Genomic DNA, 16505 nt, shown 5'->3' on the forward strand with positions numbered 1-16505 from the left:
CCTCGCGGTTCTGCGAGCAGGCGCGCAGCGCGCGGCCCGGCTTGGTCTTGCTGAAGAACAAATAGAGCAGCGCGACCAGCGCGGCGCCGCAGCCCAGGATCCAGAAGAGCTGGTAGCTGATTGCGATGCCGCCGAACTTCAGCGGCCCGCCGCCGGTGAACTCGTCGAAGGTGCGCGGCTGGTCGCCGAGCGTCAGGATGGTGACGCGCTCGATCAGGATCTGCGCCGCGAGGGTGGCCAGGATGATGGCGAAGAGGGCGGCACCCCGGTCCCACATTGGCCGGACGACGGCGATCTCGATGACCAGGCCGATCACCGCCACCACAGGGACTGTGAGGATCGCGGCGACGAGGATCGGCTGGCCGAGCACGGTGAGGATGGTGTGGCAGATCATGCCGCCGAGCATCACGAAGACGCCCTGCGCGAAGTTCACGATGCCGCTGGCGTTGTAAATCACGCAGTAGCCGATGCCGACGAGGCCGTAGATCAGGCCGAGCCCGACGCCCGTGACGAGGCTCTGCAATAGCTGGTGGACGTCAGGCATTCGCGATCTCCGTATCGCCAAGATAGGCGGCCAGCACGTCGGGATGGGCCCGGATCGCGGCGGGGTCGCCCTCGGCGATCTTGCGGCCGAAATCGATCACGGCGATGCGCCGCGCGACGCGCATGACGAGGCTCATGTCGTGCTCGACCAGGATCACGGTGATGCCGCGCTGGTTCACCTTCTCGATCACCGTCGCCAGTGCCGAGGTCTCCTCTGTGTTCAGGCCGGCCGCGGGTTCGTCGAGCAGCAGCAGGCGCGGCTCGGCGGCAAGCGCCCGTGCTACTTCCAGCAGGCGCTGGCGACCGTAGGGCAGCTTGTCGGCCGGCAGATGGGCGTGGCCGCGAAGGCCGACAAAATCCAGCAGTTCCTCGGTGCGGCGCTCGATCGAGGTATCCTGCCGGCGCACCCAGGCAGGCCGGAACAGCGCTGCGGCGATACCGCCCTTGCTGACGCGGTGAAAGCCAACCTTGATGTTCTCGGCGACGGTCAGGTCTTTGAAGAGCTGCACCAGTTGGTAGGTGCGCACCAGGCCGCGCAGCGCGATCTCGTGTTGAGGCTTGCCGGTGATGTCCTCGCCGTCGAAGCGCACCGTGCCGCTCGTCGGCATCAGCGCGCCGGAGATCACGTTGAACAGCGTCGTCTTGCCGGCGCCGTTCGGTCCGATCACGGCGAACAGCTCGCCTTCTTCCACGTCGAAGCTGATGGAATCGTTGGCAACGAGCCCGCCGAAGCGCATCGTCTCGTCCTGGACGGAAAGAAGCGCCATGGTCGTCACTCCGCCGGCTTCTGCCGGCGCGCCGCGCGCCGTGCCACGAGCGCGAAGACGCCCTTCGGCGCGAAGATAAGGATCAGGATCAGGATGATGGAATAGGCGATGTCCTGAACCTCGCTCAGGCGGCGAAGGAATTCCGGCAGGACCACGACCACCAGCGCCCCCACCGCCGGCCCCCAGATGGTGCCGATGCCGCCGAGGAAGAGCATGGTGAAGCTCTGGATGATCATCGCCAGGCCGAAGATCTCTGGCGAGATGAAGCCGACGAAATGGGCGAAGAGCGAGCCGGCCACCGAGGCGTAGAGCGCCGAGATCACGAAGGCGGCGAGCTTGTAGCGCGAGACGTTGATGCCGAGCGCGCGCGCCGCCTGCTCGCTGCCGGCAATGGCGACCAGCGCGTTGCCGAACCGCGAATGGCGCAGCCGGATGGAGACCCACACGCCCAAGAGAAGCATCAGCGCCAGCAGGATCAACTGCTGCTTCTCGGTCCCGAGCACGAAGCTGCCGATGCCCATCGGCGGAATGCCGGAATAGCCCATATAGCCCTGGGTCAGGCCGGCCCATTCGACCGAGATCTCGTAGACGATGAGGCCGAGCGTGAAGGTGGCCATGGCCAGGTAGTGGCCCTGGAGCTTGAGGATCGGATAGCCGATCACAGCTGCGACGACGCCGGAGAAAGTCATCGACACGAACAGCGCGGGCACCGGGTCCCACATATAGGTCGCCGTCAGGATGGCCGAGCCGTAGCCGCCGAAGGCCGCGAAGGCGTTCTGGCCGAATGAGGCCTGGCCGGTGTAGCCCATGAAGAGGTTCAGGCCGGTGCAGAAGATGCCGTAGATCGCGGCGAAGCCGATCACCGTTACGATGTAGCCGCTCGACCCGAGCGCGAAGGCCAGGACGGCCAGAACGATGGCGACCGGCAGCCAGGTCTCGACCGATTTCGCGACGAGCGACACGGGCCTAGGAGAGGTAATATCGGGCAAGGTCATGATGCGACTGGATCTCGTGGGTCGGCAGCTCGGCGGCCACCGTGCCGAGCGATAGGACGTAGACCCGCTTGGCGAGCTTGAGCGCCAGCGGGGCCTTCTGCTCGACCAGCAGGATGCCGAGGCCCTGGCGGTTGAGCTCTCCGAGCGTTGCGAGGATTTCCGAGGCGACGCGCGGCGCGAGGCCGAGCGACGGCTCGTCAAGCATGAGCAGCTTCGGCTTGGCCATGAGGGCGCGGCCGATGGCGAGCATCTGCTGCTCGCCGCCCGACAGCGACGCCGCCACCTGCTCCAGCCGTTCCTTCAGCCGCGGGAACAGCCGGAAGACATCGGCCAGCCGCTCCGCCATCTCGGCTTCCTGGGTCAGCAGGTAGCCGCCGAGGATCAGGTTCTCGCGGACCGTCATCTGGCCGAACAGACCGCGCCCCTCCGGCACCATGATGATGCCGGCCCTGGCGCGCTGGTGCGTCCGCAGGGCAGTGATGTCCCTGCCCTGGAAGAACACCTTGCCGCTCGACGGCGTCAGCCCGGTCATGGCCCGGAGCAGCGTCGACTTGCCGGCGCCGTTAGGGCCGAGGACGGTGACGAGTTCGCCCTCGCCGACCGTCACGCTGGTGGGTTTCAAGGCATGCACGCCGCCGTAGTAGACCGACAGCGTGTTCGCCTCGAAAAGCGCGGTTGCGGACTGCGCCATTGTCTACTTTGCGACCAGCATGCCGCCCTGCGCGACGCCGACCACGAACGGGTTCTCCGTTACGCCGACATGCGCGCCCGGCGCGAAGGTGTATTTCGACATGACGCCCTGGAAGCCCGCGATCTTCTCGAGCGCGGCGCGCACCGCCGGGCCTTCGACGCTCTTGGCGTCCTCGACCGCCTTGGCGACGAGCATGATGGCGTCCCAGCCGCGCGCGCCGGCATTGGTGTCGCGGTCCATGCCGTAACGCTCGTGCCATTGCTTGAGGAATGGCTCGGCGACCGCCCGCTGGGCCTCGTCCGCCATGGTGCCGGAAAGCTGGATCGCCGTCGCCACGAAGAGCGACTGCGCGCCGAGGGCCTCTCCGGCCTGCACGAAGACGGAGCCGTCATCCAGGCTGGACAGGAGCAGCATCTTGTCGAGGCCGAGCTGGCGGATGTTCTTGGCGACCGTCACGGTCGAACCGCCCCGGCCCATCTTGACGATCGCGCCGGCGCCCGCCGCATGGGCGCGTCCGATCTGGACGCTCATGTCGGCGTCGTCCTGCTTGTAGGTCTCGGTCGCCACCACTTCGAGGCCGTAGTCGGCGGCCATCTTGGCGCCGATGTCCTTCATCAGCATGGCGTAGGGCGTCGGATCGTGGAGGATCGCGACCTTGCGAATGTCGGTCTTCTCTTTGAGATATTGGTAGCGGGCGCCGACCTCGAACTTGGCGGGGGCGAGCGTCGAGAACGCCCATTCCTGCTCTTCCGGCTTGGGCGGCAAGATCGAGCAAAGGACCATCGGCAACTGGGCCTTCGCGACGAATGGGGCGGCGGCGAAGTTGCCCGCAGACACGCAACCCGAGACGAAGATCTGGACGCCGTCGACGGACATCAGCTTGCGGTAGCCGACCACCGCTTCCTGCGGCTCGGACTTGTTGTCCTCGACGAAGAGCTCGACCTTCTTGCCGTTGATGCCCGACTTGGCGTTCAGGGCCTCGACTGCGAGGTCCATGCCGTCACGCCAGGCGCGATCGTAGACCGCGACATAGCCAGTCAGGCCAAGCGACGAGCCAATCTTGTAGGTCTCCTCCGCTTTCGCGGCGAATGGCGAACTGAGCGCGACGACAGTCGCTACGGCATATGCGATGCGATTACGCATTTCAAAAACCCTCCCTTTTCTGATCTGGCACCAAGCGGTCGCCTCACGCCATATTGACCATCAATACTCCAACGCCCGGCCTGCGATCCGCTTCTCGAGCAGCACCGCGACCGGGCATCCTCGCAACCATGATCCCGACGCTCAGAAACGCCTGATCGCCATGGTCGGTATCACAACAATGAAAGCAGCCTCCTCCCAGAAGGACGCTCCTCTCGCGAGCCATATTATTAATAATTAACGATCGATCCGGGCGCAAGGGAGAAATTCGCAATCCGCTTCCGAACTTCCATCTTATGAGCCCCCGCTCCCAGCCATCCGGCGGCCGGCAAAGTTTTCATGCTGACGCTCGTCGAGGAGCCCATCCAACGCGCTGGGTTGCAGGCGGACAGCGCCCGCAAGGAACGCCTCAGACAAGGCCGCGCTGTTTTCAATGGCCCGGCGAACCATCGAAATCTGGCGTCCATTGTTCATCGCGATTGCCCCGATGGGCGCGCCGTCCGCATCGACCGCGACGATCGTCCATTGATCGGCGTTAAGACGACCTTGGAGCCAGTAGCCCGCCGCATGGTCCGTCGCGCCAAGGAACTGCAGATTTTTTCCGAACTGATCCGACCACAGCCAGGGAACCGCCGCGTAGATCGCCGGCAGGTCGAGCATGGCGCGTGCCGCAACGAGCGGTTGGTCGGCCGCCACCTTCCATGATTCCAGCCGCCGGCGCGTGCCACCCCATGTCTTGTGTGCCGTGACCTCGCCCGCCGCGAAGACCAACGGATCCGACGTCCGGCAAGCCTCGTCGACGACGATTCCGTTCTCTGTCGCGAGCCCTGCCCGGACAGCCAGTTCGACGTTCGGCTCGACACCGATGCCGACGACAACCGCGTCCGCATGAAGTGTGCCGAGGCTCGTATCCACCAGCAGTGCGTCCGGCCCGCGCATGCGAACACCCTCGACGCTGCAGCCCAGCAAAACCTCAACGCCATGGTTCTTGTGGATGGCGGCGATCGTTCGCCCCACGAAACGCGGCATTCCCCTGGACAACAGCCTGTCCTGCGCCTCGACGACCGTGACCTCGCTGCCGGCCTGTCTTGCCGCCGCCGCCACTTCGAGACCGATGAATCCTCCGCCTATGACCACCAGTCGCGCCTCGGGTCGCAGGACCGTGCGCATGGCAACGGCATCTTCAATCGAACGCAGGTAGAACAACCGCGACGACGCGATCGCGACCGGTAGCAGCCGAGGGCGCGAGCCGGTGGCCAGCAGCAGCCGATCGTAGTCGAAGGCGCCACCATCCGCCGTGACGACCTGCCTGCCGGCGCGATCGATCTCGACGGCAGTCGTTGCCGGCCGGTATTCTACGCCAAGGCGCGCATAGTCCAACGCTTCCGGTAGCACCAGACCTTCGGGTCCGACTTGGCCGAGGAGCAGATCCTTCGACAAAGGCGGCCGGTCGTAAGGAAGTCCCGCTTCGGAGCCCAGGAGCGTGACGGACGCCTCAGACGAGAGCTTACGGAGTTCGATCGCCGCTGTATGGCCTGCCAGTCCTGCGCCGACGATGACGGTCTTCATGATTGTCGATCGAGCCATCCTGTTTCGGGCACCGAGGCGGTTGGGTCTCGCTCCGCCGTTCAAACCGGAGCGGACGTTCCGGCACCGGCGCCGAAGGACGGGAGGTCGGGAACCGCCAGCATCGGAACGCTGCGAACATCGGCGACAAACCTGATGCCCCTGTTGCGGGCAGCCAAGCCGGTCTTCCAACGATCGTCGGCGTAGAACCCGCTCCAGTTCGAGGCCATCGTTTCCATGTCTTCGTGCTCGACGACGTAATAGAGCGTCTTGTCGTCCGGCGTTTCCCAGAAGCCATGGGGATTGATTCCGTGTTCAAGCATGAGCGGGACAGCCAACTCCCGGAACACCGCCTGCAAGGCCTGCATCTTGCCCGGAACGACTTCGTAGATCCTCAGTTCAAACGTTCCCATATCTGCTCCTCCGGGACACACCGAGACGGGGCCTGACCAGGACCGGCTGGTCGGCAAGCGCGCCATCAACTTCCGAGCATATTATTAATAATTAATTCCTTGCTGTCAAATTTCCGTCGACGAAAAAGGCCCGTCTGCGACGTGCGGAAACGACCGGGGGGCACACCGATCTGCAATGACCGTCACTGGCGACGTTATCGACTAGCCGCCGCTCGCTCCATCGATCGACGCCGATCGATATGTCGGGGCGGCCTCTCGCAGCGGGCCATTTCGAGCGCCGCCAACACCTCCTCCGTCCGACCTTACGCGGACTACCGGAAGGGCAGGGCTTCGCGGCCTGACGCCTTTCGAGGACGCGCCGGCCCCGGCTATTTCGGCGGGGCCGTCAGATCGAGGCCCATCTCAAGGGATATCCTGCGGGCCGCGCCGCCGCTCTTGAAACCGCCATCGACCAGGATGTCCTCGCCGGTGATGAACCCTGCTTCGTCGCTGACCAGGAACAGGACGAGGTTGGCGACCTCCTGCGTCGTGCCGTAGCGTCTGAGCGGCGTGGCTCGCAGCCATGGCTGCAGATGCGGCGCGCCGGCATTGGCTTCGGTCACGATGATGCCCGGGCAGACGGCGTTCACCCGGATGTTCCAGTCCACATATTCGACCGCCGCCGTCCTCGTCAGACCGAGCATCCCTGCCTTGCTTGACGTGTAGGCCGCGTCGTTGTGCCCGACATGGGCGCAGATCGAGGAAACATTGACGACCGCGCCTCCGCCTGCGTCGCGGATGGCCGGGGCGACAGCCTGCATCCCAAGGAAGGGGCCTGTCAAATTGATCGAGATGACCCGGTCCCAGTCCGCCCGGCGCGTGCCGGTGACCCCGGTCCGATTGAGAACCGCGGCGTTGTTGACCAGCGTGGTGACCTTGCCCTTCCAGGCGATGGTTTGCGCGAGAACTGATGCCCACTGCGCCTCGTCCGAGACGTCGAGGCGGCAGAAGATGGCCTCGCCGCCGTCCTGCCTGATGCGGTCTGCGACGTCGTTGCCTTCGCGCTCCAGCACGTCGCACAGCACGACGGCGCCGCCCTGCCTAGCGATAAGGCTCGCCTGGGCCGCGCCGATGCCGCGCGCCGCGCCGGTGACCATCGCGACCTTGCCTGCCATCGTGAGCATTGAGGCGGTCTCCCGGCTCAGAAGCGGTATCGGGCCTGCACCAAGCGCAGCAGCCAGGTGAGGATCACGGCCATCAGCGACAAAATGATGATGACTGAGAACACGCCCGCTACGTCGATGCTGGCCTGGCGCTGGACGATGATGCTGCCGAGACCGACCGAGGCGCCGATGAATTCGCCGACGATCGCGCCGATGATCGACAGGACCAGCGCAACCTCGAGCCCCGAAAAGAGATAGGGCATGAGGCCGGGCAGGCGCACCTTGATGTAGGTCTGCAAGGGCGATGCCCGCAGCGAGCGCATTAGCATCAGTCGACGCGGATCCGCCTCCTTCAGCCCCGCGGAGACGTTAACGAACAGAGGGAAGAACGCGATCACCGCGGCGGTGACGACCTTCGATTGGATGCCGTAGCCGAACCAGATGATGAGAAGCGGGGCGATGGCGACCTTCGGAACGGCCTGGAAGGCGAGGATGAAGGGATAGGTGAGGCGGTCGAAGAGCGGGAAAAGGCCCGACGCTGTGCCGAGCGCAAGGCCGCCGATGGCCGCCAGGACGAACCCGAGCAGGACCTCAATGAGCGTCACCTGCAGATGCGGCAGGATGGTGCCGCTGGTGATGTCGGATACAAGTTTCTGCAGGATGCGGCTCGGCGTCGGGATCACATATTCCGGCACGTCGAACCAGACGACGCTGGCTTCCCAGGCAAGGAAGAACGCTAGCATGAGCGCAACGACTAGGAAATTCTCGCGGGTACGAGACTTCAAGGTGATTGAGGGGCTTTCCGTCGCCATCAGTGTGGTCCCTTGGATTCGAGAACGGCGCGCAACCGGCTGACGATCCCGCCTATCTGGTCAGAATTCATCAGGTCGATCGGGCGCGGCCGCGGGATGGGGATGTCGATCACCTTGCGCAGCGTCGACGGCCGGCCTGACATCACCAGCACCCGGTCCGACAGGAAAGCCGCTTCCAGGATCGAATGGGTGACGAAGATTACCGTCGCGTTCGACTCCAGCGAGATGCGCTGGAGTTCCAGGTTCATCTCATCCCTCGTCATGGCGTCGAGCGCGCCGAACGGCTCGTCCATGAGCAGAACAGAAGGCTTGAGCGACATGGCGCGGGCGATGGCGACACGCTGCTGCATGCCGCCCGAGAGTTCCGAGGGACGCTTGCCCTCGAAGCCGCTAAGGCGGACGAGGTCGATCATCTTCCGCGCCACCTCGACCCGCTCTCGCTGCGGCACCCCCCTGACTTCCAAGGGGAGTTCCACATTGCCCTGAACGGTGCGCCACGGCAGCAGCACCGCGTCCTGGAAGACGATGCCGCAATCTACGTGCGGTCCCGTCACCGGTTTGCCGCGGAAGGTGATCGTTCCCTCCGTCTGCTTGAGCAGGCCGGCGATCATCATCATCAGCGTGCTCTTGCCACACCCGGAGGGACCGAGGATTGAGACGAATTCGCCTTGGCCAATGGAGCAGGAAATCGAGTCAATGGCGCGCACCGTCTTGAGGTCCGCTCCGGTGAATTCCTTGCTAACATTGTCGACACGGATAAATTCGGGCCTCGGCGACTTCACCTGCGCCGCCATGTCTTGTCCGGCCATCGCGGATGGCTGCGTTATCGTCATCAATCGCCGATTCCTCTGGGTAGCTTCAACCATGCAACCGCCCCTCCCGAAGCCTTACTTCGCAGCGGCCTTGGCGAGGAATTCGTTGGTCACGACATCGTCCGCCTTGAGGTCAGACATTGTCAAACCCTCTTCCTTCAGGATGCCTAGGTAGCGCTGAATCTTTTCGAGGTCGAACGTGCCGATCTGGTCGGCAGGCGTGTCGCCGAAATAAATGCCCATTGTCTTCAGCTGCCGCATCGCGTTTTCATGCTGCAGTTCCGGCATGTCGCCGACTTTGCCGGCGGGATACGCCGTCCAGAAAGCGTTGATGGCAACGTCCGGATCTTTGCGGATATCGACATGCGCCCGCACGATGGCGCGCAGGAACCCGACGATGGCCTCAGGCTTCTCCTCCAGTGTCTTGGCCGGCGCGAAATAGCCGCCATCGCCGATGTCGCCGGCGACCGGATGGTGGAAATAGCGCAGGCGCAACCCGTTCTGTTCGAGGCTGGCGAAAGCGCTACTCCACATCGCCAGCGCCTGGACCTGGTCATTCTTCAGCGCGACGATGGCGCTGTTGCCGAGGCCGACAGGCGTGAACATCTCGACCACGGGATCGATGGATGCGTGCCGCAATATGGATTTCGCGATGACCACGGCGACGCTGGCCATGTTGGTCACGCCGATATTCTTTCCCTTCAGATCAGCCACGCTGGTGATCTTGCTGTCTTCCGGGACGGCGATGTAATAAATGAGTTCGTGATACTTGTTGAAAATGAATTTGCCACGGATGCCGCTCTCGTAGCCGGCCAGATATGGCTCGAGGGTGGTCGCCGCGAGATCGGCGCCGCCGCTCGACGCGATCTGGATGGCGAGCGGGCCGCCTGACGAAAGCCGCGTCTCGACTTCGAGGCCCTCTTCCTTGAAGTAGCCGCGCTGCTCGGCGACGAAGATATCCGAATAGGCGATGTCCGGAGCCGGCGAGCCGATCTGAATCGTCAGTTTCGTATCGGCGGCCGATACGCCTGCGGCTAGCAGAAACGCCCCCGCGGCGATTCCGAGGCTGGCAAACACTTTACGCATTTCAATGCTCCTCCTGATGGTTGGAATTCTCTCAAGCGTTGGGAAATGAGACCTCGGCGCAGGCCACCGCTTGGGCAAGCGAGGCACAGACAGCTCCTACGTCGAGGGCGGCGCTCCTCCGCGCCCCCAAATTATCGAAATCAGATTTCGATTATTTCATCTCCTCTTTGCGTCTAACCCGGGCGTCATTGCCTGCGTCCACGGCCGCTCGTATGTCAGATTTTGTTTCTCCTAACAATATCTGATTTTGATTTTGGTTGACATGTGTGGCGAGGTTTCGCTACTTGGCTGGGCGAAATTTGGACCGGTGCAGCCCGTCCAGACCGCCAAAAGCATCCCCTCCCACGTCGCGAGTATGAACGGCATGCATGCATCTGTCCTTCCGCAATTCTCCACCGTCGCGGCGACGGTCGCCCAGGGTCCCCAGTGATGCAGATGGCCGTAAGCCGGATAGCCCGCGACGACGCCGGAAAATTCGGACAAGTGCTTTCCGACGAGGCGACCGCGCCGGCCGGAGCGGACTGGCTGGAGGTCGTCGTCAAGGATATCCGCAAGGAGGCCGAGGGCGTTCTGAGCTTTGAGCTCACCGCCTCCGACGGACGGCCCCTGCCGGCCTTCGAGCCCGGCAGCCACCTGGACGTGAAGACGCCGGCCGGCTTCGTCCGCCAGTATTCGCTTTGCGAGCAATATGCGGACAGCGGCACCTACAGGATCGCTGTCCTCAAGGAGCCGGCCGGAAAGGGCGGCTCCACCTCCATGCATGACGCCCTGCATCCCGGCGACAGGCTGACGGTCAGCGCGCCGAAGAACCATTTCAAGCTGGCGCCCGGCGCCGCGCACTACCTGCTCATCGCGGGCGGCATCGGCATCACGCCGCTGCTGCCGATGGCGCAGGCGCTCGCGCAGGCAGATGCGCGCTTCGAACTGCACTACAGCGGCAGGAGCCGGTCGAGAATGGCCTTCCGGGACCAGCTGGATCGGGCCGAATGGCGGTCGAATGTCCACAGCCATGTGAGCGAGACCGGACAACGCGCTGATCTGGCGGCGATCTTCTCGACGGTGCCGGCGGGCACGGAGGTCTATTTCTGCGGACCGGCGCCCTTCATGGATGCCGTCCATGCCGCCGCCATCGGCGCGGGACTTGGCGCGGATGCTCTGCACCGGGAATACTTCCACGCCGCTGCTGCCGTCTCGCATAGCGCCGACGAAGCGTTCGACCTGGTGGTCGCGAGCACGGGCAAACGGATTCGGGTGGAAGCCGGCCAGGCAGCCACAGACGCGATGGCGGCCTGCGGCATCGACGTCACCACCTCGTGCGAACAGGGCGTATGCGGCACCTGCCTGACACGCGTGTTGCGCGGCGTTCCCGATCATAGGGACTGGTTCCTCACCGAGCGCGAACGCGAAGCCAACGACGTGTTCCTGCCTTGCTGCTCGCGCGCCAAGTCCAGCGAGTTGACCATCGATCTCTGACGCATGGTGAAAACAGGGGCTGGCTTTCGTGCGCGCTCAGAATTATTATCGATCGAATGATATAGAAAAGCAATGGCTCCCGGCGAAAAGCCGGGTCGCCGAAAATGCGGGGCTCCGGCAGGCGTCTGGCGCGGGGCGGACATGAAAGGTAACGCATGCTGGTGCTGATCGGTTCGCACAGCCAACCCGGCCTCGGGGGCGTCTTCGGCGGCGCCGGGCTAGGCGTCTATTGCGCAAGCGTTGATCCGGCTTCCGGCGCCCTTTCGATCGTCGACCACCACGCGCTTCCCGATCCCACCTATGTCGCCGTGTCACGAAAGCGACGGATCGTGTATGCGGCCAGCCACGGCGTGATGTTCGAAGGCTCGCCCGGAAGCGGCGTCACCGCGCTGGCCATCTCGCCGGAAGGCCGGCTTTCGCGCATCAACAGCCGGCGGCTCGATCGCCCGCATGCGACGATGGTGTCGCTCGACCACGCGGAAGAGTACGCTTTTGCAGCATGCTCGTTCGGCGGCGGCATCTACGCATTGCGCCTGAACGCCGACGGAAGCATCGGGGACGTGGCGGCCGCGGCGCAGTTTCCCGGCGAGGTCGTGGTGAAGCAGGGCGAGGTGCCGACCCCGATTCCCGTTCCAGCGCCTCCCGGCGGTCAGGCGCCGCCGATGACGGTGACTCGCATGCCCTGGTACGGAACCACGACGATGCCGCACGCCATCGTGCAGACGCCCGATCGCGGCTGGCTGCTGGTGCCTGACGCCGGCGCCGGAAAAATCCACTCCGTGCGTTTCGACCCCGCGACCGGCGAGATGCTCCCGCGACACTTCCTCGACCAGCGTCGCGTTGCCGGTCCGCGCGGCCTCGCGCTGCGCGACGCGGGAAAGGTCGTCTACGTGGTCAACGAGAAGGAATCGACCGTGACCGCGATCGCTTTCGATCTGGCCTCCGGCGAATTGGCCGAGATGCAGACGGTCTCGACCATACCGCCCGACTCGGCGGAACAGAATACGGCCAGCGGCATCGCCATCAGTCCCGACCAGTCCAGGCTGTGGATCACCAACCGCGGACACAACAGCATCTGTACTTTCAGCATCGACGCCGCGGGCAGGCTCGTGCCACTCGGCTGGACCGAAACCCACGGTCGCTTCGCGATGAACATGAGCGTCTCCAAGGCCGGCGACATGCTTTTCGTATCGAACACGCACAGCCGCACAGTGGCGACGTTCCGCGTCGGCGCGTCGGGACGTCCGGAATTCCTAGCCACCAGCGACATTCCGACCGTGACATGCATCCCGCTGGAACACGCATAGAGGCCCGCGATCCACCATGAGCGCCACCAACGACAGCGGCCCCGCAGCGCTCCGCGACCGGTTGAATTCGGACGGCTCTCTCGGCACCTGGGTCTCGCTACCAAGCGCGGAAGTTGCCGAAATCTTCGCGCATTGCGGCTTCGACTGGCTGCTTCTCGACCTCCAGCACGGGCTGAGCGACCGCTCCAGCATCCTCAACATGATAAGGGCGCTCGACGCGGCGGGCGTCCCGGCCATCGTACGGGCGCCGCAAAACAATTCCGAGCTTCTTGGTTGGGCGCTGGATGCCGGCGCAGCCGGCGTCATGGCGCCGCTCGTCGGTACGCCGGAGCAACTGCGAACCGTCGTCTCGTTGTGCACCTACGCGCCTTCCGGCACGCGCAGCTGGGGGCCAATCAGGGCCACGATGCGCGGGCGCGGCTTTCCCGACGACAAGGACAGGCCGGTCGTGTCGATGATGCTGGAGACACGCGAAGGGGTGGACAACCTCGAGTCGATCCTAGAGGTCGACGGCCTGGACATGGTGTTTGTCGGCCAGAGCGACCTTGCACTGGACTACGGCCTCAAACCCGGCGACGGAATCCGCGACCCGGCGCATGTTGCCCGGCTTCAGCGGATTGCGAAACTCTGCAAAGACCGCGGCATAAGCTGCGCCGTCAATTGCCATGGCGCACAGCAGCTCGGCCTCCTGCGCGGCTTCGGATACCGGCACGTCACCCTACTCGGCGACGCGACCATTATCAGGACCGCCGCCCTCGAGCTGGTCGCGTCGGTGCGGGCCGTGGCAGGCAAGGCATGACGCAAGTGGCTGGCAAAGCGGAAAACCTTGCGGACGACGCTGTCGGCGATCCGTCGATCGAGCCGCTGCTCCGGCCGTCGAGCGTCGCCATCATCGGCGCCGCCGAGGATCACAACCGCGTGGGCGGGCGACCCCTGCATTACCTCCAACGTTTCGGATTCCGGGGAGCCATCTATCCGGTGAACCACAGCCGCGACATGGTCCAGGGCCTCAAGGCGTATCCGACGATCGGCGACCTTCCAGAGGCGCCGGACGTCGCGGTGATCGCGATCGGCGCCGACAGGGTGGCCGAGGCGGTGGACCAGTGCGCGAAAGCAGGCGTCCGCGGCGCGGTCATCATGAGTTCCGGCTTCAGCGAGACAGGGCCGGATGGAATGCGCCGCCAGGCTGAACTGGTCGCCGCCGCCAAGCGCGGCGGCGTGCGCCTGGTCGGCCCGAACGCCCAGGGCGTCGCGAACTTCGGCACGGGTGCGGTGCTGAACTTCAGCACGATGTTCATGGAGGTGGCACCCCAGGACGGGCCGGTGGCGATTATCAGCCAAAGCGGCGCGGCCAGCGTCATACCCTATGCCCATCTGCGCGAAGCCGGCATCGGGGTGAGATATGTTATCGCGACAGGCAACGACGCCCAGACTTCGGTGTGCGAGATGGCTTTGACCGCGGCCGCCGACCCCGCAATCCGGGTGGTTCTCGTCTATGTCGAGTCGCTGACCGATCCGCACATGCTTGCCAAGGCCGCGCATGTCGCCCGCACGCGAGGCGCCATGCTGATCGCGCTGAAGGCCGGGCGCAGCGCAGCGGGTGCCAGGGCGGCCGCTTCCCATACCGGCGCGATCGTCACAGACGACGCGCTGATCGACGCCTTCCTCGAGCAGCATGGCATCTGGCGCGCCGACGACGTGCATGGCCTGGTCAATGCGGTGGAGCTTTACCTCTCAACCGGTGGCAGGCCGGGTCCGCGCCTTATCGCCATCAGCAACAGCGGCGCATTCGGCGTCATCTGCGCAGACACGGCGGATCGGATCGGCATGACTCTCGCCGAGCTCGACGCGCAGACATGCAAGGCACTGTCCGAGATCATGCCAAGCTTCGGGATTGCGCAAAATCCAGTTGATCTGACCGGCGCCGTGCTCTCCGATCCGACATTGTTCGGCCGTACGCTCGAAGCGCTGTCGCACGACCCGTCCGGCGACATGTTTCTCATCGGTGTGCCTGTAGCCGGAGAGGGCTACGATCTTCCAGGCATGGCGGCGGATACCGCGCGGCTTATACAGCGGAAGGGCAAGCCGGTGGCGGTCGCCGCACCGCAGGCGTCCGTGCGCGACTTCTTCCGTGCCGCCGGCATTGCGACATTCCGGCATGAAAGCGACGCGCTCTCGGCGCTCAACCAGTTCGGCCGTCACGCGGCTATTGCCGATGCGGCGGCCTCAAGACCTGTCCCTGCTGTCTTGAGGCGGCAGGGTCATCCAATTGGCGATCGGCGGACAGCGACGCTCAATGAAGCAGCCAGCCTCGCCCTGCTGGAGAAGGCCGGGCTTCCGGTCATTTCCCATCGGCTTTGCCGTTCCTCGGCGGAGGCCGTGGAAGCGTGGCGCGACATCGGGGAAACAGTCGTCGTGAAGGCGTGTTCGGCCGCCCTGCCCCACAAATCCGAATACGGCCTGGTCTTCCTGAACCGGACCAGCGCAACCGCCGTAGAGGAAGCCTACGAAACATGCGTGAAGCGGGTGCACGACCTGGGCGTGCCCTCGGATGGGGTATTGGTCGCGAAGCAGGTGCGCGGGGTCCGAGAATTCGCGCTGGGCGTCAAGCAGGATCCGATGTTCGGCACCGCGGTCATGATCAGCGACGGCGGAAAATATGTCGAGGCCTTGCGGGATTTCGTCGTCCTGCTTCACCCATTCGGAGAACAGGACGTCATCGACAGGCTGCGCCGACTGCGGATCGCCCCCCTGTTCGATGGGCTGCGCGGCGACCCCCCGGTCGACCTCGGGTTCCTGGCTCGCGCCGCCGTGGCGTTGGGAGCCTATGCTGCGCGCAGTGCGGACCATGTCGTTTCGATCGACGTCAATCCAATCATCGTGGGCGCCGCAGGCACCGGGGGTTGGGCCGTCGATGGGGTTATCGAATGCGGGGTTGCGGACAATGGATGAAAGCGTCTTGGTGGAACATGTGGGCCGCATCGCAGTGGTGCGCCTCAACCGCCCCCGGGCTATGAACGCGATCGACCATTCGATCCGACATCGGCTTGGCCCCGCGCTCAGGTCATTGAATGCCAGCAACGAGACCGATGCCATCGTCCTCACCGGCGCAGGCGAACGGGCCTTCTGCGCTGGCCAGGATCTGCAGGAGGCGGTGGCGCTGACGCCGTCGACCGTCGCCGGCTGGCTGAACCATTTACACGCAACGTATCAAGCGCTGCGCGATCTCGACAAGCCAATCGTTGCCGCCCTCAACGGCGTCGCCTTCGGCGCCGGCTTCCAGATGGCGCTGATGTGCGACTTGCGCATCGCCCACCCGGGTGTGCGGCTGGGCCAGCCGGAAGTACGCGCCGGCCTCGCCAGCATCGTCGGCTCCTATCTGATGTCGCTGCAGATCGGGCAATCGCTCAACCAGCAAATGTCGTTGACCGCGGAGCCGATCGGCGCCGAACGCGCACAGGCACTCGGCCTCATCAACGAATTGGTGCCGGACTGCGAGGTCGTCGAACGCGCCGTCACGCGAGCACGCGAGATGGCGGACCTGCCGCGCACGGCCATGCGCGTGACCAAACAGCGGTTCCGGGAGCGCACGCAGGCCGGCTTCGAGGAAGCCTGCAACGCCGGCATACGCTACCAGCTGGAATGCTATTCCAGCGGCGAGGCGACAACGATCATGGAGGCATTTCTCAGGCGCCGGCAGCGCGGCCCGCAGGCTGGAACCGGCGGCTGAAGGCCGAATCGCATCGGCGCGGGCGGTA

Annotated in this window: 16 protein-coding genes; 5 read left to right on the forward strand and 11 right to left on the reverse strand. The window is 64.8% G+C overall.

What is annotated here, in order from left to right; genetic code table 11:
• The 11 genes from M9924_20035 to M9924_20085 form a co-directional block, all read right to left on the reverse strand.
• On the reverse strand, window positions 1–544 hold a 544-nt coding region (locus tag M9924_20035; protein ID MCO5066678.1), incomplete at its 3' end, for a branched-chain amino acid ABC transporter permease.
• A complete protein-coding gene (locus tag M9924_20040; GenBank protein MCO5066679.1) occupies window positions 537–1310 on the reverse strand; it encodes an ABC transporter ATP-binding protein in 774 nt (257 codons plus the stop codon). The genes M9924_20035 and M9924_20040, both read right to left, overlap by 8 nt.
• A 5-nt stretch (window positions 1311–1315) precedes the next feature.
• On the reverse strand, window positions 1316–2305 hold the full coding sequence (locus tag M9924_20045) for a branched-chain amino acid ABC transporter permease (protein ID MCO5066680.1): 990 nt from the start codon (window positions 2303–2305) through the stop codon (window positions 1316–1318).
• Window positions 2277–2996: an ABC transporter ATP-binding protein gene (locus tag M9924_20050; protein MCO5066681.1), complete on the reverse strand. Its 720-nt coding sequence runs from the start codon at window positions 2994–2996 to the stop codon at window positions 2277–2279. Before M9924_20050 ends, M9924_20045 begins: the two co-directional genes overlap by 29 nt.
• A gap of 3 nt (window positions 2997–2999) precedes the next feature.
• Window positions 3000–4139, reverse strand: coding sequence for an ABC transporter substrate-binding protein (locus tag M9924_20055; protein ID MCO5066682.1), 1140 nt, complete (start codon window positions 4137–4139; stop codon window positions 3000–3002).
• A 291-nt stretch (window positions 4140–4430) separates the two neighbouring features.
• A complete protein-coding gene (locus tag M9924_20060; protein ID MCO5066683.1) occupies window positions 4431–5705 on the reverse strand; it encodes an FAD-dependent oxidoreductase in 1275 nt (424 codons plus the stop codon).
• A 59-nt stretch (window positions 5706–5764) separates the two neighbouring features.
• Window positions 5765–6115: an NIPSNAP family protein gene (locus tag M9924_20065; GenBank protein ID MCO5066684.1), complete on the reverse strand. Its 351-nt coding sequence runs from the start codon at window positions 6113–6115 to the stop codon at window positions 5765–5767.
• Between the two features lie 368 nt (window positions 6116–6483).
• A complete protein-coding gene (locus M9924_20070; GenBank protein MCO5066685.1) occupies window positions 6484–7278 on the reverse strand; it encodes an SDR family oxidoreductase in 795 nt (264 codons plus the stop codon).
• Window positions 7279–7295: 17 nt separating this feature from the next.
• Window positions 7296–8069 carry an ABC transporter permease gene (locus M9924_20075; protein ID MCO5066686.1) on the reverse strand — a complete coding sequence of 258 codons (774 nt, stop codon included), beginning with the start codon at window positions 8067–8069 and terminating at the stop codon, window positions 7296–7298.
• The gene (locus tag M9924_20080; GenBank protein MCO5066687.1) at window positions 8069–8863 is read right to left on the reverse strand and encodes an ABC transporter ATP-binding protein; all 795 of its coding nucleotides are present in this window, start codon (window positions 8861–8863) and stop codon (window positions 8069–8071) included. Before M9924_20080 ends, M9924_20075 begins: the two co-directional genes overlap by 1 nt.
• 93 nt (window positions 8864–8956) lie before the next feature.
• Complete coding sequence (locus M9924_20085) at window positions 8957–9967, reverse strand: ABC transporter substrate-binding protein (protein MCO5066688.1); 1011 nt, start codon at window positions 9965–9967, stop codon at window positions 8957–8959.
• 429 nt (window positions 9968–10396) lie between these two features.
• Between M9924_20085 and M9924_20090 the strand changes: the two genes are divergently transcribed.
• The 5 genes from M9924_20090 (at window position 10397) to M9924_20110 (ending at window position 16477) form a co-directional block, all read left to right on the forward strand.
• Window positions 10397–11440, forward strand: a complete 1044-nt coding sequence (locus tag M9924_20090) for a PDR/VanB family oxidoreductase (protein ID MCO5066689.1) — start codon at window positions 10397–10399, stop codon at window positions 11438–11440.
• Window positions 11441–11595: 155 nt separating this feature from the next.
• Window positions 11596–12747 (forward strand): lactonase family protein, encoded by a 1152-nt coding sequence (locus M9924_20095; GenBank protein MCO5066690.1) that lies wholly within the window; start codon window positions 11596–11598, stop codon window positions 12745–12747.
• Window positions 12748–12763: 16 nt separating this feature from the next.
• The gene (locus M9924_20100) at window positions 12764–13546 is read left to right on the forward strand and encodes an aldolase/citrate lyase family protein (protein ID MCO5066691.1); all 783 of its coding nucleotides are present in this window, start codon (window positions 12764–12766) and stop codon (window positions 13544–13546) included.
• A complete protein-coding gene (locus M9924_20105; protein ID MCO5066692.1) occupies window positions 13543–15699 on the forward strand; it encodes an acetate--CoA ligase family protein in 2157 nt (718 codons plus the stop codon). The genes M9924_20100 and M9924_20105 overlap by 4 nt, the downstream gene beginning before the upstream one ends.
• Entirely contained in the window at window positions 15692–16477 is a 786-nt protein-coding gene (locus tag M9924_20110) for an enoyl-CoA hydratase/isomerase family protein (GenBank protein MCO5066693.1), read from the forward strand. Before M9924_20105 ends, M9924_20110 begins: the two co-directional genes overlap by 8 nt.
• Window positions 16478–16505 lie beyond the last annotated feature (28 nt).

The organism is Rhizobiaceae bacterium, assembly GCA_023953835.1.
GTDB lineage: Bacteria > Pseudomonadota > Alphaproteobacteria > Rhizobiales > Rhizobiaceae > Mesorhizobium_G.